Below are 19363 nucleotides of genomic sequence, written 5' to 3'. Positions count from 1 at the left end.
TGGGATTCCGGGGGCGGAATTTGCCTAATCTGCATTCCTCAGAATGACGGTCGGCTGGTTGTTATATCTGACGAGGCAGTCTGCGAATATAACAGCGAAGAGGACTTCGAAAAGAATCTTGCAAGCAAATCTATTCTTCTGCATTAATTTTGCAGAGAGTTTAACAAGAAGGAAGTTTTTCCTCCTTCAGCAGGGGAGGCATTTGGGTTTGAGGTCGGCGGCGGCGCTGCGGTGTGCCAACACGGCGGCGCGGAGTCCGGCCGCGGCGGCCGCAAGGGTTTCCATCTGCTCAGGCCGGATGGGATTTTCGGCCGACCGCCAAACCAGCACAAACCCGACGGCACAGCCCAGCACCCCCAGCGGCACCGCCGACAGCGAAACCAGTTTCAGCACGCCGGGCGGGGCCTGCATCCCCAGCGACAGAAGCCGATTGGCCGAACAGACGCGGCCCGCCAGCGCAACAGCGGCGGCCGTATCAGCGGTAAACCACTGCTGCAGCTCGTCGCGTCCGACGGCGGGAGCCCCCTGCGGAGCGGCCGCAATATGGATATCGAACCCACCTTTTTCAAGCAGAAACACGGCCACCCCCGCATCGGGAATGCGCGAGCAGATGGACTGGGCGGCCTTGTCGAGCAGGGTTTCAAGCGTGCCGCAGCCCAGAAGCGTTTCATAAAATCCGGCCACGAAGGTCAGCCGGGCAAGTTTCCGGGCGAATTGACCGTGGGCGGCCACCATATCCTGACAGAGGATTTCTATCTGCTGATTGAGTCGGCGCTGGCGGGAGCGAAGGGCTCGAATGACGGCCAGCGCACGCTGATTTCGACGTTGTGCCAAGCGAGTTCTCCTGCAAAACCTTCCACAATTTACCTATAAGGTCATCGGCGATTCATCGGGCCGGCTTAAGCGGGAAAAACAGGAATGCAGGAATACAGGAATGCAGGAATACAAGGAGACAGGTAATCAGGGGGGCAGGGGCATCAATTCAAAAAGAAAAGGCGGATTCCGATTGGAGATTTCGGGCTTGAGCGGGTAATTTATAGGATGTTGCGGGGACTTTTTACGGGTGAGACTGCCTATGAAAGATGTGAAAAAGCGGATTGAAGAGCTGCGGGAGGAGATTCGCCGGCACGACTACTTATATTATGTATTGAATCAACCGGAGATATCCGACCGTGAATATGACAAATTATTTTCCGAACTGAAGCGACTGGAGGCAGAACATCCGGAATTGATTGTGCCGACCTCGCCGACCCAGCGGGTTTCGGAACGGCCGGTGGAAGGGTTTGCGCCGGTGCAGCACGCAATCCCGATGCTCAGTATCGACAATACATACAGCGAGGAGGAACTGCGAGAGTTTGACCGGCGGGTGGCCAAGGGGCTCGAGGGGGCGGAGTACTCCTATACGGTGGAGCTGAAAATTGACGGGCTGGCAATCAGTTTGCGGTATGAGGGAGGGATTCTCCGGCAGGCGGCCACACGAGGCGACGGGCGGACGGGAGACGATGTGACGGCCAATGTGCGGACGATTCGGGCGATTCCGCTGGAGCTGAAAAATAAGGAAGCGGCGCCGGAGGTGCTGGAGGTCCGGGGGGAGGTGTATATGTCCAAAAAGGCCTTTGCGGAGCTCAACGAAGAGCGGATGGAGGCGGGCGAGCCGACCTTTGCCAATCCGCGGAATGCGGCGGCCGGGTCGCTGAAACTGCTCGATGCCCGGATTACGGCGACGCGGAAGCTGGCGTTTTTTGCGTATTCGCTGGGACAGGTGAGCCGCCCGCTGGCTTCGACGCACTATGAAGCCATGCTGAAGCTGCGGGATTTCGGCATTCCGGTCAATGAGCACATTCGGCACTGCCGGACGATAGAGGAGGTGATTGAGGTTTGTCAGGGCTGGGCGGGAAAGAAGGAACGGCTGCCCTACCCGATTGACGGAATGGTGATTAAAGTCAACCGGTATGACCAGCAGGAGATTTTGGGCTATACAGGGCGAGCGCCGCGATGGTGCATTTCGTATAAGTTTGCTCCGGAACAGGCGGAGACGGTGGTGGAATCGATTGATGTGCAGGTGGGCAAGAGCGGGATTCTGACGCCGGTGGCGAATCTGCGGCCGGTGCCGCTGGCGGGCACGACGGTCAAGCGGGCCAGTCTGCACAATTTTGACCTGCTGGCCAAACTCGACGTGCGGTGCGGCGATACGGTGGTGATTGAAAAGGCCGGCGAGATTATCCCGCAGGTTGTGGCGGTCAAACACCAGCAGCGGAATCTCTTTGAGAGCCGGCCGTTTGAGGTGCCCAAAACGTGTCCGGCGTGCAATCAGCCGGTGAAGAAAGACGAAAACGGGGTCTATATCCGGTGCGTCAACCCGCACTGTCCGGCCCAGATACGGGAGCGGCTGGAGCATTTTGCGGGCAAGGGGCAGATGGATATCGAGCATCTGGGGCCGGCGCTGATTGACCAGCTGGTCAGCCGGGGGCTGGTGAAAACCTATGCGGATATCTATCGGCTTCGGCTGGACCAGCTGGCGTCGCTGGAGCGGATGGCGGCCAAGAGCGCTTCGAATGTGCTGGCCAGCATCGAGGAAAGCAAGCGCCGTCCGCTGTGGCGGCTGATTGCGGGGCTGGGGATTCGGAATATCGGCACCCAGTCGGCGCAGATTCTGGCCAACGAGTTCGGCTCGCTGGAGGCACTGATGGAGGCCTCGGTGGAGCGGCTGGAGCAGATTGAACAGATCGGGCCGGTCGTGGCGCAGAGCGTTTATGACTATTTCCACAATCCGGAGAATGTCCGGGTCCTTCGGGAGCTGCTGGCGGCGGGGGTCTGTCCGACGGTTGAACAGGTCAAACAGTCCGATGCGCTGGCAGGCAAGACGATTGTGGTAACCGGCACCCTCAGGCATTTCACCCGTCAGCAGATTGAGCAGACCATTCAGGCACACGGGGGCAAGCCGTCGTCTTCGGTCAGCAAAAAGACCTCGTTTGTGGTGGCGGGGGACAATGCGGGCAGCAAACTGGACAAGGCGCGGCAGCTGGGTGTGGAGGTGATTGACGAGGAGGAGTTTTTGCGGCGGATTGGTCAGCGCCGGCAGCCGTAGAGGCCGCGGGAGCGGATATATTCCAGCACGGACGCCGGCAGCAGCCCTTCGACATCCTGCCCGCCGGCCAGACGGCGGCGGATTTCGGTGGCGCTGATGTCCAGGAGAGGGACAGGGACGATATGCTCCTGGAGCCGGCGGATTTGTTCGGCGGAAAAATAGGGCTTGCAGGGGGTAAAATCGGGTTTCGGATAGCCCGCCCGGTACATTACGGCCAGGGTGCAGAGGGTCATCAGTCGGTCAATCTGATGCCAGCGAGGCAGATCTTTGACGGCATCGGCCCCAACCAGCCAAATCAGCGAAGCAGAAGGCAGACGGCGACGGAATTCCTCGACGGTATCTACAGTAAAACTCGGTACAGGCCGGTGGTATTCATAGTCGCTCACCTGAAAGTCTTTCCATCCTTCCAGGGCTAGTCGGAGCATGTTCAGGCGGTCCTCTTCGGAGGCGGCCGGCGGTTCGGATTTATGAGGGGAGCGGCGGGCGGGGATGAAAATCACCTGCTCGGCATTCAGATGACGGCAGGCGGCATCGGCGACCTGCAGATGGCCGCTGTGGACCGGGTCAAAGGTGCCGCCGAAGAGTATAATTTTGTTTTGCATCGCTTCAAAACTCACAACGACCTGTGGAAACCTGCCGCTGTGACATCATACTGCAAGAAAATTTTTTCAAAAACAGAATTTTTTTCTTAGATAGATTTTCTGTTCTTACGGAAGGACTGAATGGGAGAAGACCCCAAAAAAAAGGAAAGGACTTTTTTTGAAACCCTTTTTTCTTTTGCGTCAAAACAAGGGTTTTGATGCATTTTAGAAAATATGATTCTCGGCGAGTACCCCGGCTGCAATACAGTTTCTTCCATCACTTCAAGCCGTTTTCTTCCGTGTTCAAGAGCCGCTGCAGAGGCGATGGTAAAAAAAAATGAAGGAAGATTGAACTTTTTGTCGATAATTCTGTATAATCATCATCGATGAAATGCTCTTTGTCAAAGCTGAGAGAGCAAAGAAAAGAGAAAAGTACAGACCAATCCGAAAGGAGGTGACTGAAGAATGGCAAAGAAAGCCGCAAAGAAAAAAACCGCCAAGAAAACAGCCAAGAAGAAAGTCGCCAAGAAGAAAAAATAACATCCACAACACTGTGGCGCACAAAGAGGGTTTTGCAGAAACTGCAATACCCTCTTTTGTTTTTCGGACAAATTGCCCAAAAATCAAACGGAAGCATCTCCGAACAGAATGTTTTATAAGTTCTTGTCAATAAAGAACTAATACAATATTCCCCCTTCGGCGGCATACTGTTGAATCACCGCAGCGGCCTCCTGCCGAAGCAGATCCAAATGAACCCGGATTCCCCTCTTCTCCAGACCTGCACACCAATCTGAAGGTTTGTGTCCTTCATCAAAGCCGGCCTGTCGTGCATCCTCCTCGCGGGCGGCACAGATTAGAACGGATATGCCTGACCAAGGGATTGCCCCTAAACACATCGCGCAGGGCTGACAGGAAGAATACAATTCATACCATCCGCCGGAACGAGAAGACAGCCGATGCTCGGAGAGGGTTTTTTGAGCCAGAGAAATAGCTGTGATTTCTGCATGGGCAATGCTCAGACCTGAAACGAGCACAAGATTGACACCGGCGGCAACCAATCGACCGCTGTTTTGTTCAAAAACCGCCGCAGCAAACGGCCCTCCGGTTTTGTATTCGACATTCAGCCGGGACAGATCTATCACCCATCTCATTTTCTCCTCGGGAGAGGAAAAAGGGCCCTTTCCGGAACGCAGAAAACCCTGCATCCAAGGAGGAAGCACTACAGAAAATCCGGTTTCCATTGACTTATCCTTTCCAGCCGTCGGACCGACTCCAGAACGGTTTTTCCTTGATTTCATCCTGCTGAATGATAGGGTATTTCCAGTCAGTCAGCCAGTTTTGAGGATTTCGGAGTCCAACGCAAGCACTTTTTATTCGGAATTGTCCGGGCGAGAAACGATGAATTCAGGTCAGCTGCGGATTGCCACCTGTCAGTTTCCGGTTTGTGCGGATATTGCCGCCAATGCCGCCCATATTGCCTCGCTGATGGAAGCAGCCGCCCGGGAAAAAGCTGACATCGCTCACTTTTCGGAATGTGCCCTCAGCGGCTATGCGAGTGTGGACTTTGAGTCTTTTGAAAACTTTGACTGGGACCTGCTGAAAAGCAAGATGCTGGACCTTCTGGCGCTGGCTGGCAAGTTAAAACTTTGGGTGGTGCTGGGCTCAAGCCATCGGCTGACTGCCCCCAATAAACCACATAACAGTCTCTACTTAATCAGCCCGGAAGGGAAAATTGCAGACCGATATGATAAGCGTTTCTGCACGGAATGGGATTTGAAGCACTACACACCCGGCAACCATTTTGTCTATTTTAACATTCACGGGATAAAATGTTCTTTGCTAATTTGTTTTGACCTTCGGTTTCCGGAGCTGTACCGGGCGTTATATAAGGAAGGGGTCAAGGTGGTTTTTCAATCCTTTTATAATGCCCGCCAGCAGGGACCGAGCATTCATTCGGAGATTATGCGGCAGACAATGCAGGCGAATGCGGCAGACAACGGCTTTTGGGTGAGCATGTCCAACTCCTGCGGCTGGTATTGTCCATATCCGTCCTGCTTTATCCAGCCGGACGGTCGAATCATCGCTCAGTGTCCGGAACATCAGGAAGGGCTGATTCTGAATCTTGTGGACCTGAACCAAACCTTTTATGACCCGTCCGGGCCCTTCCGAAACCTGGCTATCGAGGGAATTTTGACCAACGGACCTGAATCCCTGGAAGACCGGCGATCGAAGGAAAGAACGATTCTGTAATCCACTCGCCATCTGCCAACACAAAAAAGGAGAATCCATGAAGAAACTCGAAGAGTTGAGTCAGAAACGCAAGGCTTCACACACAAAATTGATTTCGATGAAATCAAAAGTATATGAAAAATTTATAGAAATGGAGCAGGCAACCTATACGGACGGTCATTTACCCAAAGGAATCAAAGAACTGATTGCTGTAGGGATCTCCGTATCCATAAACTGTGAGTCCTGCATGCAGTGGCATATCGAGCAGGCTGCCAAGGCAGGGCATACTCAGGAACAGGTTCTGGAGGCCATAGAGGTTGGGATTGAGATGTCAGGCGGTCCGGGGACCGTAGCCGCCCGATTTGCCCTGGATGTAATAGAGGATGTCTTTAAAAAATAACTGTGGATCCAATTGCTTTCCTATATTGTCAATGGGTTTGCCGAGTGCAAGCACGCGGGGAATTCGTCTGCCGCGACTTTTGACTTCCATCGGCGTCTGTCAGCAGGCAGAGGCCGGTAATCGCTCCGGAAAGGAACGACTCGGAAACAACTTATATTCTCTGAGTGAGCGGCCCCATGAGAGCAGTTCTACCATGCGGATTTTTCTCCCCACAGAGGCGTCTCCCGCCAGACATCCAACCTTTGAAACGAGTTTCCTTATCCAAGAAAAACTGACCGCCCGGAAAGGAAAATTAAAATACCATTCCCAGCAGACGAATCCCGACAAAAAAAAGGGCAATCGCCAAACCGCGAATAATCCATACCCCCCGCACCCGAGGAGCCATTGCCGCTCCGAACTGTGCTCCAATCAGGGCTCCTACCGCCAGACATAAGGTTCGGCGGACACCTCCTTGTGCAAAAGAACCCGCCGCAATATGCACCATCGTCCCTGTGAAAGCCGTGACAGCCAGAATAAAATGAGAAGTTGCCACAGCTACATGGACAGGAAATTTCAAAAACCGGACCAAAATCGGCACATGAATGATCCCGCCGCCTATGCCCAGCAGGCTTGAAAGATACCCGACCACCAAACTTAATCCCATTCCATATTGAAGGTTATAGGAAACCGCTGGACCGGAGTTCTTCTGCGGAATTGGATTATCCTTTGGAGATTTCCCGGAGCTGTCCGCGGCAGGTTTTTCTTCACGAATTCGACAGAATAACAAATAGACTGCAAAAATGAGCATCAAGGAACCAAAAATCCCGTTAAAAGGCCGTCGCGGAATATAATCCGTAGTCAATGCGCCGAGAATCGCGCCCGGCACCGCAGAAGCAGCAAACCACAAACCGGATTTGTAGTCGATACATCTCATCCGTCCATACGCCCAAGAACCCGATAAAGCATTGAAAAAAACAACAGCCAGCGAGATGCTGGTAAGGGTTTCCGCGGCCGCATGGGGATAGAGCAGAAGCAGAACGGGCACCAAAATAAAACCGCCGCCCGCCCCTATCAGGGTGCCCAACGTTCCCAGACACCATCCAAGCGGAATAAGCCAAAGATACTGTACCATAAATCTGTCCCGTCCCGTTACCCCAGACTGCTGTGATAAGGACTTTCTATCCGAGCAAGGATCTCAAAAGAAGAAAACCAGGAACAATTTAAGGTAGACATTCATTCACTTTCCCGTCAAGATAATTATAATAATTGGGAAAAAGCAATTATTTTAAAATCTGCAAAAAGGACAGAACAATGGCAAACAAAACGATTACGGCCCCAAAAGGGTTTCTGGCTGCCGGGCTGCATTGCGGCATTAAGGCCAGCGGCAGGCCGGACCTGGCCCTGCTGTACTGTCCGGCCGGTGCAGCAGCGGCGGCCGTCTTTACCACGAACAAAATTGTGTCGGCGGCGGTAACGGTTTGTCGGGAACACGCTCGAAGTGCCCGAACTTTTGCGGCGGTCATCAACAGCGGCAACGCCAACGCCTGCACAGGGCAAAAAGGGATTGCCGACGCCGAAAAGATGTGTCAAACCAGTGCTGAACATTTGCACATTCACCCGGAACAGGTTCTGATTGCCTCCACGGGCATCATTGGACATCCCCTGCCGATTCAAACCGTCTGCGAGGGGATTCGGAAAGCCGCCGACCGCCTGGGTAACGGGGTCGGGGCCGGAATGAATTTTGCCAGGGCCATTCTGACAACAGACACAAAAGTCAAAAACGCCGTTCGAACCGTCAACCTTAACGGAAAAACCGTGACGCTGGCCGGAACCGTCAAAGGGGCCGGAATGATTGGACCGAATATGGCTACGACGCTTTGCATTCTGACGACGGATGCGGCTATTCGCAAACCGCTTCTGCAGAAAGCGCTCCGCACAGCCGTGGACCAATCGCTGAACCGGCTGACGGTGGACGGGCACCAGAGCACCAACGATACGGCGATGATTCTGGCCTCCGGTCTGGCGGGCAATCGGATGATTCAGAAACAGGACGGAGCCTATCGCCGATTCGAAACCGCACTGACGGAGCTGTGCCTGGACCTGGCCCGGCAGATGGCCCTGGATGCGGAGGGGGCGACCCGAATGTTTACAGTCGTTATTGAGGGAGCAGCTTCGGCAGCTGAAGCCCGTCAGGCCGCCCGTGCAGTCGCCAACTATGATTTGGTCAAATGTGCGGTGCACGGAGCAGACCCAAACTGGGGACGGATCATCTGTGCCGTCGGGTCCAGCGGTGTTCGGTTAAATCCGGAAAAATTAACTTGTAAAATTGGGCAAATTACTGTATTTCGAAACGGTCAACCCGCACGATTCGATCCCAAAAAGGTCTCGCGGATTATCGCCCAGAAAGAACATACTATCACGGTATATCTGGGCGCAGGCATCTACAGCGATTTCTGCATGGGATGCGATTTAAGTCGTGAATACATAACGATTAATGCGGATTACCACACGTAAAAGATAGTCCGAAATCTTTTGAAATCCAAGCGAAAGAAAACGGACCGGGAAACCTCGAATTTGGGGGTTGAAAAACCCTCAAAAACCGATACACTGTTTACAATTTTCATACAATTATGATACAGATTCTGGAAAGGATGAACAGGTGAAAACACAAAGTACATTCTGGACAGTCGGGGCGGCCCTGATGCTGATGCTCACCTCAGCACCGGTTTGGGCCGCGGAAGGTGCACCTGCCGCAGGGGCAGGTTTGGAGTGGTTTGCTCCTTTGGGCGCTTTGGTTTGCGCGATTCTGGCGCTGGTCTTTGCCGTCTATTTTTACAAGAAGGTAATGGCAGCACCGGCCGGCAACCAAAGAATGATTGAAATCGCCACATACGTTCAGGAGGGCGCCTATGCTTATCTGAAACGACAATATAAAGTTGTGGCCGTTGTGTTTGTCGTGCTGTTTCTTATCTTTGGAGTGCTGTCTTATTACGGCATTCAGAACCCGTTTGTTCCCGTGGCCTTTCTGACGGGCGGCTTCTTCAGCGGTTTGTGCGGCTTTCTGGGAATGAAAACGGCAACCAACGCCTCGTCCCGGACAGCTCAGGGAGCCGTGGAAAGCTTAAACCGCGGTCTTCAGGTGGCTTTCCGCAGCGGTGCCGTGATGGGTCTGGTGGTGGTCGGCTTCGGTCTGCTGGATATCACGCTGTGGTATCTGATTCTGGACAAGCTGGTCTATACAGCCGCCCATATGAAGGAAGGACTCAAGCTGTTCGGCAACTTCTATCTGGTACACCCGGGAATGGACCCGAGCCAGAAGCTGATTGAAATCACCACGACGATGATTACGTTCGGCATGGGTGCTTCGACCCAGGCGCTGTTCGCCCGTGTGGGCGGCGGTATTTACACCAAGGCGGCAGACGTGGGAGCCGACCTGGTGGGCAAGGTCGAGGCGGGCATTCCGGAGGATGACCCGCGGAACCCGGCGACGATTGCCGACAATGTCGGCGACAACGTCGGCGACGTGGCGGGCATGGGGGCCGACCTGTACGAAAGCTACTGCGGTTCGATTCTGGCAACGGCGGCCCTGGGCGCCGCCCTGCCGGCGGCGGCCCTGCAGATCAAGGGCGTTTCCCAGCTGATGGCCGTGCTGGCTCCGCTGATTGTAGCGGGCATCGGCATTGTGCTGTCCATCGTCGGCATCTTTATGGTGCGGTGCAAAGAAGGAGCTTCGCAGAAGAACCTGCTGCGGGCCCTGCTGTTGGGAACCGGAAGCAGCTCAGCGCTGATTCTGATTGCCCTGGTTATTATGGCCTGGCTCGGAATGATTACGTGGGGCATTTTCGGCTCGGTTGTGGCGGGGCTGATTGCGGGCGTGATTATCGGACAGGTTACAGAATACTATACATCGGATGAATATAAGCCCACCAAAGGAATCGCCGGACAGGCCCCCATGGGACCGGCCACGGTGATTATTGACGGATTTGCCGTAGGAATGTTCTCAACGGGCTGGTGTGTGGTCACGATTGTTATCGGAATTATTCTGGCGTTTGCCAGTGCCGGCGGGTTTACCAATTTCTCAATGGGACTGTACGGAATCGGGTTTGCCGCGGTCGGAATGCTGTCCACACTTGGAATTACACTGGCAACAGACGCTTATGGTCCGATTGCAGACAATGCGGGCGGCAATGCCGAAATGAGCGGTCTGGGAGAGGAAGTGCGGAAGCGCACGGATGCTCTGGACGCTTTGGGCAATACAACAGCGGCCACGGGCAAGGGATTTGCCATCGGCTCGGCGGCCCTGACGGCTATGGCCCTGCTGGCGGCCTACATTGAGGAAATCCGCATCTGGATTAAGAAATTGTCTATGGCCAACGGCGGCATTTTCAAAGTGGGCGAGACTGTTTTTACGACGGAGTCGGTGAAAGTCGCCTCAGTGCTGGATTTTGTTCGTGCCTATGATTTGACGATTATGAATCCGAAGCTGATTTGCGGTCTGTTCATCGGCGGAATGATGGCGTTTGTCTTCTGTGCGATGACGATGAAAGCGGTCGGCCGTGCGGCGGGCGCGATGGTCAATGAAGTCCGCCGGCAGTTCAAGGAAAAACCGGGCATAATGAAGGGCACAGATAAGCCGGATTATGCCCGCTGTGTATCGATTTCGACCGCCGGTGCGCAGAAGGAAATGATGGTTCCTTCCCTAATGGCGATTATTGTGCCGGTTGTGACAGGGCTGCTGCTGGGAGTACCGGGCGTGATGGGACTTCTGGCAGGCGGTTTGTCCACAGGGTTTGTTTTGGCGATTACGCTGAACAATGCCGGCGGTGCCTGGGACAACGCCAAGAAGTACATTGAAAAAGGCGCCTACGGCGGCAAGAAGCTTCCGGACGGCAGCAAGAACCCCGTTCACGGGGCCGCGGTCATCGGCGACACGGTCGGCGACCCGTTCAAGGACACCTCGGGCCCGAGTCTGAACATTCTGATTAAGCTGATGACGATGGCCAGTGTGGTGTTCAGCGGCGTGGTAGTCCGGTTCTCGCCGATGATTGGAGAATGGTTCAGCCGGACCTTCGGGATTGGAAATTAACGCGGCATCCTTGACGAATCCTTTCCACGAACGTATCCTGCAGGGGCGGCCTGATGGTCGCCCCTGTTTTTTGAATGGAGCAAAAACTCACGAGGAATCCGCTTTGGCAGCAAAAAAAACGACCAAAAAGAAATCGGCCGAGAAAACACCGGCCAGGCGAAAAACCAAAAAGGAGCCTATTGCACCCGACAGACAGTTTGCGATGGCGGCGGCGGCGATTGCGCGGGACCGTCACTGCAGCGATATTGTGATTCTGGACCTGCGGACCATCAGTCCGGCGACGAATTATTTCGTGATTGCCACCAGCACCAGCGACCGGCAGGCCCGCAGCGTGGCCGATGAGATTTCGGATGCGGGAGAGCGGTTCAATTATCCGCGGTTCGGGCGGGCCGGCTATGAACAGGGGCGGTGGATTCTGCTGGATTTTGTAGATGTCGTGGTGCACCTGTTCAACGCGGAAACGCGGGCATATTACAACCTGGAGATGCTCTGGGGGGATGCCCAGCGGCTGGAGCTGGAGGAGCCGGACAGGCGATGAGGAATCTGCTGACGATTCTGGAGGAGCGGATTTCGCAGGCCCTGCGGCAGGCAAGCGGGCTGAACGAGGCGCCCGCGCTGGTGAGCCCCTCAAAGAACCCGGCCTTCGGGGATTACCAGGCCAACGGGGTGATGGCCGCCGCCAAGCACCTCAAAACGAATCCGAGACAGTTAGCCGACCAGGTCGTCCGGCTTCTGCAGATAGATGACCTGTGCGAAACTGTCGAGATTGCCGGGCCGGGATTTATCAATCTGCGGCTGAACCCTTCTCTGCTGGAGCAGCGGCTGCTGGGAATGTTTGCCGACCCGGTTCGACTTGGAATGGAGCCGGCGGAAAAACCAAAAACCATCGTGGTGGACTACTCCGGGCCGAACATCGCCAAGGAAATGCACGTCGGCCATCTGCGAAGCACCATCATCGGCGACTGGATCGCCCGCGTTCACGACTTTGAAGGACATCGCGTTATCCGCCAGAATCATATCGGCGACTGGGGAACACAGTTCGGAATGCTGACGGCATATCTGAAAGCCGAGTATCCGCAGGTTCTGGAGAATCCCTCTTCGGCGGCAATTGCGGATTTGGAGGTCTTCTACCAAAACGCCAAGCAGCGAAGCGAACAGGACCCGGAGTTTGAAAAGACGGCTCGGGCAGAGGTGGTCAAACTGCACAATCACGACCCCCAAACCATCCGGCTCTGGCAGCATATTGTGGAGCAGTCGCGCCGACACTATCAGCCGATTTATGCCCTGTTGAATATAACACTGAAGCGGGAGGATGAGCGGGGAGAAAGTTTTTATGCGGCGATGCTGCCGGAGGTGGTCAAGGAGCTGCGGCAGAAAGGGCTGGCGGTCAATTCGGAGGGGGCAGTGTGCGTGTTTCCGAAGGGATTTGCCGGCAAGAACGGCGCCCCCCTGCCGTTTATAATTCAGAAATCCGACGGAGCGTATCTGTATGCGACCACGGATTTGGCGGCACTGCGGTTTCGCATTGCTCAGCTCGGAGCGGACAGGATTGTCTATGTGACGGACGCCCGGCAGACACTCCATTTTCAAATGCTGTTTGAGACGGCCCGTTCGGCGGGCTGGACGGACAGCCGGGTGGAACTGGTGCACGTGACATTCGGCACGATGCTCGGGCCGGATGGGCGGCCGTTTAAGACACGCGAAGGCGGCACGGTCAAACTGAAGGACCTGCTCGAAGAGGCCGTGGAAAAGGCGCGGGCGGTGGTGGAGGAGAAAAACCCTTCTCTGCCCGCCGAACAAAAGGCGGCCATCGCGCGGGCGGTGGGAATCGGGGCGGTCAAATACGCCGACTACGCCAACAACCGCGATACGGACTACGTGTTCAGCTTTGACAAGATGCTGGCGATGGACGGCAACACAGCCCCGTATATGCAGTATGCCTACGCCCGCATCCGCTCGATCGAGCGCAAGGCGGCGGGCAAAGAAGTAGATGTGGAGCGGGAACTGGCAGGAATCGAGCGGGTTGTCCTGTCGGATGCGGCGGAAATCGAACTGGCCAAGAAACTCATCAGCTATGAGCAGGCGATTGAATCGGCGGCAGCCTCGTACCGGCCGAATCTGCTGACGGCCTACCTGTACGACCTGTCGCAGTCATTCAGCCGATTTTACAACGCCTGTCCGGTGCTGGGGGCTCCGGCGGATGTGCGTCCGAGCCGCCTGCTACTCTGTGAACTGACCGCACGGGTCATTCGCCACGGAATGCAGGACCTTTTGGGGATAGAAACTCCGGAACAGATGTAGCCGGCGGCTCTGTTAGGCCCCCGCCGCGGACATAATATTCACACGGCTTAACTTGACCCCCTTCAAGCTGGTCATTCGGTCGGCCAGTGACTGGATTTCCTTTACTTTCCCTTTGAGGATAATGACCTCCAGACAATTGTGATGGTCCAGATGCACGTGGGTCGTTGTGATAATATGGAGAAGGTGGCTGTGCTGAAGATGGGTAAGTTTGGCAGTCAGGCCGGTCAGATGATGATCATAAATTAAGAGAATCGCCGCCACGGCATCCGCTGAGGGGTCAGCCAGATACTCCTGCTCCAGCCGTGCCCGAATCAAATCTCGGACGGCTTCAGAACGGTTTGGATAGCCCTGTTTTTCAATCAGGGCGTCGAACTTGGCGAGCAATTCCTGCTCCAGCGAGATTCCCACGCGTTCAATTTTGCCCATATCCCAGCTCTCCAAAGGCGTTTTCGGCCGATTGTATTCCATCCGGAAAAAAAAGAAATTTTTATTTGACACAGTAGCACAAATTCTATATTTTTATGCGCCGTATTTCATACGGTTTATCTAAACTTTTTTGCTTATCAAGAAAGGAGGGTTCATGCGGAACCTGTTTATGAGATTCATTGGATTTATTCTGCTGATTATTCCGGCAACTCTCGCTGAACCATCCGAAAGTTTTTGGCAGCGGGAGTCGCTGACGGACGGCTTTGCAGGGCTGAACGAACGCTGGGAGCCGTCGGGGATTCAGCTCGGGCTGAGTCTGACAAGCATTTACCAGCAGAATGCCCGCGGAGGAATCAGCACGCACCGGCATCAAGGCCGCTGGTCGGGCAGTTATAACCTCGAACTGGATACGGATATGGAGCGACTGGCCGGTCTGAAAGGCGGCACGCTGTATCTGCATGCGGAAGGCACTTGGCCCCGGCAGGACATCGACGCCACCTCCGTTCAGTCGCTGTTCGGCGTCAATGGGGATTTTGCCCCGCGTGAAGCGTTCAACCTGATTGAGCTGTGGTATCAGCAGAATCTGTGGGACGATACACTTCAGGTGCGGTTTGGGAAAATTGACATGACCGGCGGGTTTGAATGCCGGGGCTGTCCGGTGTCGTTTGACTGCAGCCGATACGCCAACGATGAAAACACGCAGTTCCTCAATTCGGCCCTCGTGAACAACCCGACGATTCCGTTTCCGGATTACGGGATTGGGGCAATCGTGCTGTGGGCGCCTTCTGAGCTGTGGTATATCTCCTTCGGGGCGGCGGATGCACAGGCGGACAAGCGGGAAACAGGCCTGAATACCGCCTTTCATCAGGAGGACTACTTTGTGTATATGGCCGAGACGGGACTGACACCTGCCTTGAATTCGGCCAATGGGGCCCTGCCGGGAGCGTATCGCATCGGCGTATGGTATGACCCGCAGCCGAAGGCCGCTCTGGATGAAACCCGTTTCTATCGCGATGACACGGGCTTTTATCTGAGCTTTGACCAGATGCTTTGCAAAGAAAACAGCAACCCGGACGACAGCCAGGGGCTTGGAACCTTTTTCCGCTACGGCTATGCGAATGGGCGGTCGAACGCCGTCAGCCATTTTTACAGCGGCGGCATCCAGTATGAAGGACTTTTGGAGGGACGTGATGCGGATGTGCTTGGGGTCGGCTATGCGCACGGGGTTTTAAGCGAGCACAGCAGCAGCCCGTTTACGGAAGATTTTGAAAGTGTGCTGGAGGCATACTACGCCTGGAAGGCGGCCGGGTGGATGACGATTACGCCGTCCATTCAGTATGTGGCCAACCCAGGCGGGATGGGTGAATCAAAAGACGCGGTCGTGGCAGGCCTGCGGACGGTGATTACGTTTTAAGAGAAAAACTGGATTCCCGCCTGCGCGGGAATGACCTTCTAACTAAAGCGGGAATGACATTCTAACTAAAGTGGGAATTGGCCTTCTAACTAAGACGGAAATGACCTTCTAAGGAAGGCAGAAATGACCTCGTAAGACGCAAACGGATTTGGTAGGCATGGCTTTATAAAAGCAAGAACGGCATTTTTCTAAAAAGGGGTTTTTATGCATATGGCGGATGCTTTGCTGTCGCCGGCGGTCGGCGGAACAATGTGGGCCGTCAGCGCCGGCCTGCTGGGCTATTCCTGCAGAAAAATACGGACGGAGTTTCAGGAAAGCAAAATCCCGCTGATGGGGGTAGCCGGGGCATTTGTGTTTGCGGCTCAGATGATTAATTTTACGATTCCCGGAACCGGTTCCAGCGGGCATTTGGGCGGCGGGCTGCTGCTGGCTGTTCTGCTGGGCCCCTGGGCGGGATTCGTGACGATGGCTTCGATTTTGGTCATCCAGGCCTTGTTTTTTGCCGACGGCGGACTGCTGGCCCTCGGATGCAACATCTTTAATCTGGGTTTTTGGACCTGTTTTATTGCCTATCCGCTGATTTACCAGCCGATTGTCGGAAAGAACCCGACAGGAAGGCGAGTCTTTTGGGGGGCGATGCTCGCGGCAATCGCCGGACTTCAGCTGGGGGCTTTTTCCGTCGTGATAGAAACGGTTTTGTCCGGCATCACTGAACTGCCCTTTGGGCTGTTTGTACTGGCGATGCAACCGATTCATTTGGCAATCGGCATCGTAGAAGGGCTTGCCACGGCGGCGGTCGTCTTGTTTGTCCTGCAAAACAAACCGCAAATCATCCTTTCCCCGCAAACCGCCCTGCCCGGTTCCTCCATTCGCAGAACGGCTTTGGTGTTTTTGACGGCGGCCGTTGTGCTGGGCGGAGCGGCCAGCTGGTTTGCCTCCACCTATCCGGACGGACTGGAATGGTCAACGGCACGGGTATCGGGCAAAGAAGAACTCAAATCACCGGAAAAAGGCATTCATTCTTCGCTGGCTCAACTTCAGGAAAAGACGGCGATTTTGCCGGATTACGGCTTTAAGACCGCTCATCCGGAAGAATCCGAGGACGCTCGCTGGCCTGCCGTCGATGTCGGCACAAGCGTATCCGGCATTGTAGGCGGTCTTCTGACGCTGGTGCTGACCGCGGGGATTGCCGCAGCAATCAAAGCGGCTCATCGCAAGGCGGACATCCGGACCTCGTAAATCCAGCGCCGCATCATCTCGACTCGGCCTTCGCATAGGCCCAGGCACCCGCGCGGGTGTCGGGCTCCTTTTGCGCGGACGCCGACCGCTGGGCCTCCTGAAGCCACTTTTGGGCTTCGGATGAATTTTTCGGTACGGCCTGCCCTTTCAGGTACATTTTGCCCAAGGCGGCCTGTGCCCGGGGAAATCCGTTTTCGGCGGCACGACGAAACCATTCGACTGCTTCAGTGAGATTCTGTTCAACTCCCCAGCCCCTGTAATACAGCCACCCGAGGGCGTATTGGGCAGGCGCGGCATTCTGCTGAGCGGCTTTTCGAAACCATTCAGCCGCCTGCTGATAATCCTGGTCAACCCCCAACCCCTGATAATACATCAGGGCCAGATTATTTTGCGAAGGAGCAAATCCTTTTTCGGCAGCGGTTCGATACCATTTTTCGGCCTGCTCATAATCCTGCGGGACCCCCTGACCATTGGCATACATCAGCCCCAGCGCATGACAGGCGGCGGAAATGCCCTCCTGAGCGGCAGGCTGCAGCCACGAAAGCGCCTGGGCATAGTCCGGAGATTCCTGCTCCAGATACAGGATTCCCAGTCCGGCCTGGGCCTGAGGAATTCCGGCTTCAGCCAGCGGGCGGAGCAGTTCGAGGGCTTTCTGCGAATCCGGTTTGACACCGCGGCCTTTTAGATACATTCGGGCCAGATTGTTGGCCGCGGCGGACAGATTGCGTTTATGCGCCTGTTCATACCAATAGGCCGCCCGCGGATAGGATTGAATGACTCCTTGTCCGTCCTCATACAGAAGCCCGAGCATATTCTGAGCCGGCGCATAGCCCTGATTGGCGGCCTGTTTCATCCATTTGGCGGCCTTCCGTACATCCTGTTTGGTGCCCAGCCCTTCCCGATACATCAGACCCAGCGTGTACTGGGCCTGCGGATGTCCATCCAGTGCCGCCCTGCGAACCAGCCCGAAGGCCCGAACGGGGTCCTGAGCCGTTCCTTCTCCCCGCAAAGACAGCAGACCGTAATTCTGCAGGGCCCAAGGGTGACCCTTTTCGGCAGCCGCGGCAAACAGTTCCGCCGCGCGGTCAGGATTCCGATCGACCCCCTGTCCGTTCCAGTAGCAGAGGCCGAGATTGTTTTGTGCAGGAGAAAACCCCTGTTCAGCAGACAACCCATACCAATAGGCGGCCTTTTGGGAATCCTGCTCAACCCCGAGCCCCTCTTCGTACATTAGACCCAGATAAAATTGAGACCTCGGGTCACCGGATTGGGCGGATTGACTCCAAATCTCCGCCGCCGCATCATAATCCTTCCGTTGATACGCACTCCATCCCTTTTCAAATGAACCGCTGCAGCCGGCGGCAAAGACCGATAAGAACACTCCTATCAGCATCCCGCTGAACCGATTTGTGCCGGTTTCCGCCTTGCGACTGAATCCAGTGATGTCCGCCATATTTTGTGCTCCTGAAAAAGATTGTTTCCGGAGCAAGCCATCGGCGAGCAGGCCGGGGCGGTTAAGTTAAATTTTCATAAAGAGTCGTGTCTGACACCGAACAGATGGTCAAAGGTTCGGCTGTTCTCCAAGGAGCGGGCCGCAGCCGATTTGCGGAAAATCAAGAGAGTGGACAAAGGACTGGAAATCCGGAGTCGAAGCCGTTTCCGGAAAAATGCAGGTCAGGACGAGAAAGGTCCTTCCGGCAAAAACGAGAAGGCCCTGGTGAATGCTTCGGCCTTCGGCGGCCTGGGCGGTATGTTTGAACAGAACGGCCGAGTGCCCGAAATAGAGTGTGGTCTGGCGGAGAAGCCGGCCGTCAGAAGAAATACGGGCCCGAGCAGCCAGATAATCCTGAACAAAGCTCTGCCGAAAAGAGGGACTGTCGGCCAAATCAGACAAAAACTGCCGGACAGTCAGATGATAGACAGTACGGCCGTCCGCCGCAGCGGCCTGGAAGTAAACGGTATAACTGTTCGGGTCATGCTCAAGCCGGTGCTGAACGGGAGGCGAAGGAAACAAGACAGAAAACCCCTCTTCTTCTGAGATATATCGGACCTGCCCTGAAATGCGCTCCGTCAGATACGGATGCCGGCGGACAAGTTCACCCAGACGGACTTGTGCATCGACAAGCAGGTCCTGTTCTTTCTTAGCCAGCAGATTCTTTTTCTGCTCGGAAGCATCGACGCCGTTCAGCTCAGCCAGCAAGGCCCACAGATAGGAGAAAACGGGCTGGGTGTCCGCCAGCCGGAGACTGAGAAACAGCTGCGCCCAGCCGTTGGCCGACAGAGCCGCCTGACGATACCAGAACAGGGCTTTGTCGGGATTGGACGGCACCCCCCTGCCTTCTTCGTACAGAGCCGCCAGAGCCATTTGAGCATCGGCATCCCCGGCAAGAGCCGCCGCCCGATACCAATAAGCGGCCCGGGACCAATCCTGCGGGAGCTGACGGCCTTCCGCATACAGAAAACCGAGCAGATACTGAGCCGCGGCATCTCCCGATTGGGCCTGCTGAATGAGTACGGCCGTCTCCGGATTGTCCGCAGCGCTCTGGGCCCAAGCGCACAGGCCGGCTCCCAAGAGCCATTCGACGGCAAGCAGAATTCCACAGAACCGGATACGATTCAT

The 19363-nt window shown here is 55.4% G+C and carries 16 protein-coding genes; 9 read left to right on the top strand and 7 right to left on the bottom strand.

The genetic code is table 11. The annotated features are described in order from the left end of the window. Nucleotides 1-186 precede the first annotated feature (186 nt). A complete protein-coding gene (locus PKY88_10215; protein ID HOQ05574.1) occupies nt 187-834 on the bottom strand; it encodes a hypothetical protein in 648 nt (215 codons plus the stop codon). 241 nt (nt 835-1075) lie between these two features. On the opposite strand from PKY88_10215, the gene ligA reads away from it, so the two are divergent. Then, nucleotides 1076-3088 (top strand): NAD-dependent DNA ligase LigA, encoded by a 2013-nt coding sequence (gene ligA, locus PKY88_10210; GenBank protein ID HOQ05573.1) that lies wholly within the window; start codon nt 1076-1078, stop codon nt 3086-3088. Here the strand turns inward: ligA and nadD are convergent. Together nadD and PKY88_10200 are read right to left on the bottom strand one after the other, a co-directional pair. After that, nucleotides 3070-3690, bottom strand: a complete 621-nt coding sequence (nadD, locus tag PKY88_10205; protein ID HOQ05572.1) for a nicotinate (nicotinamide) nucleotide adenylyltransferase — start codon at nt 3688-3690, stop codon at nt 3070-3072. The genes ligA and nadD overlap by 19 nt on opposite strands. A 656-nt stretch (nt 3691-4346) precedes the next feature. Further along, on the bottom strand, nt 4347-4820 hold the full coding sequence (locus PKY88_10200) for a nucleoside deaminase (protein HOQ05571.1): 474 nt from the start codon (nt 4818-4820) through the stop codon (nt 4347-4349). A 247-nt stretch (nt 4821-5067) separates the two neighbouring features. Here PKY88_10200 and PKY88_10195 point away from each other — a divergent pair, with 247 nt between their 5' ends. Further along, entirely contained in the window at nt 5068-5919 is an 852-nt protein-coding gene (locus PKY88_10195; GenBank protein HOQ05570.1) for a carbon-nitrogen hydrolase family protein, read from the top strand. Nucleotides 5920-5956: 37 nt separating this feature from the next. Further along, a complete protein-coding gene (locus PKY88_10190) occupies nt 5957-6298 on the top strand; it encodes a carboxymuconolactone decarboxylase family protein (GenBank protein ID HOQ05569.1) in 342 nt (113 codons plus the stop codon). Between the two features lie 292 nt (nt 6299-6590). Here the strand turns inward: PKY88_10190 and PKY88_10185 are convergent, their stop codons facing one another. Then, nucleotides 6591-7409, bottom strand: coding sequence for a sulfite exporter TauE/SafE family protein (locus PKY88_10185; GenBank protein ID HOQ05568.1), 819 nt, complete (start codon nt 7407-7409; stop codon nt 6591-6593). A gap of 179 nt (nt 7410-7588) precedes the next feature. Between PKY88_10185 and argJ the strand changes: the two genes are divergently transcribed. The 4 genes from argJ (at nt 7589) to argS (ending at nt 13664) form a co-directional block, all read left to right on the top strand. Next, nucleotides 7589-8791 (top strand): bifunctional glutamate N-acetyltransferase/amino-acid acetyltransferase ArgJ, encoded by a 1203-nt coding sequence (gene argJ, locus PKY88_10180; GenBank protein HOQ05567.1) that lies wholly within the window; start codon nt 7589-7591, stop codon nt 8789-8791. Nucleotides 8792-8936: 145 nt separating this feature from the next. Further along, nucleotides 8937-11363, top strand: a complete 2427-nt coding sequence (locus PKY88_10175; GenBank protein ID HOQ05566.1) for a sodium-translocating pyrophosphatase — start codon at nt 8937-8939, stop codon at nt 11361-11363. Nucleotides 11364-11466: 103 nt separating this feature from the next. Next, nucleotides 11467-11901: a ribosome silencing factor gene (gene rsfS / locus PKY88_10170; GenBank protein HOQ05565.1), complete on the top strand. Its 435-nt coding sequence runs from the start codon at nt 11467-11469 to the stop codon at nt 11899-11901. Beyond that, entirely contained in the window at nt 11898-13664 is a 1767-nt protein-coding gene (argS, locus tag PKY88_10165; protein HOQ05564.1) for an arginine--tRNA ligase, read from the top strand. Before rsfS ends, argS begins: the two co-directional genes overlap by 4 nt. Before the next feature lie 12 nt (nt 13665-13676). Here the strand turns inward: argS and nikR are convergent, their stop codons facing one another. Then, complete coding sequence (gene nikR, locus PKY88_10160; protein HOQ05563.1) at nt 13677-14090, bottom strand: nickel-responsive transcriptional regulator NikR; 414 nt, start codon at nt 14088-14090, stop codon at nt 13677-13679. A 169-nt stretch (nt 14091-14259) separates the two neighbouring features. Between nikR and PKY88_10155 the strand changes: the two genes are divergently transcribed. After that, nucleotides 14260-15504: a carbohydrate porin gene (locus PKY88_10155; GenBank protein ID HOQ05562.1), complete on the top strand. Its 1245-nt coding sequence runs from the start codon at nt 14260-14262 to the stop codon at nt 15502-15504. A 204-nt stretch (nt 15505-15708) separates the two neighbouring features. Then, entirely contained in the window at nt 15709-16743 is a 1035-nt protein-coding gene (locus tag PKY88_10150; GenBank protein HOQ05561.1) for an energy-coupling factor ABC transporter permease, read from the top strand. 13 nt (nt 16744-16756) lie between these two features. Here the strand turns inward: PKY88_10150 and PKY88_10145 are convergent, their stop codons facing one another. Together PKY88_10145 and PKY88_10140 are read right to left on the bottom strand one after the other, a co-directional pair. Continuing rightward, entirely contained in the window at nt 16757-18196 is a 1440-nt protein-coding gene (locus tag PKY88_10145; protein HOQ05560.1) for a hypothetical protein, read from the bottom strand. Nucleotides 18197-18304: 108 nt separating this feature from the next. Then, nucleotides 18305-19363 carry a tetratricopeptide repeat protein gene (locus PKY88_10140; GenBank protein ID HOQ05559.1) on the bottom strand — a complete coding sequence of 353 codons (1059 nt, stop codon included), beginning with the start codon at nt 19361-19363 and terminating at the stop codon, nt 18305-18307.

This window comes from Anaerohalosphaeraceae bacterium (genome assembly GCA_035378985.1).
In the GTDB taxonomy this organism is placed as follows: Bacteria; Planctomycetota; Phycisphaerae; order Sedimentisphaerales; family Anaerohalosphaeraceae; genus JAHDQI01.
Note: the sequence above shows the minus strand (reverse complement) of the source record. Positions and strands in the feature narration are given on the sequence as shown.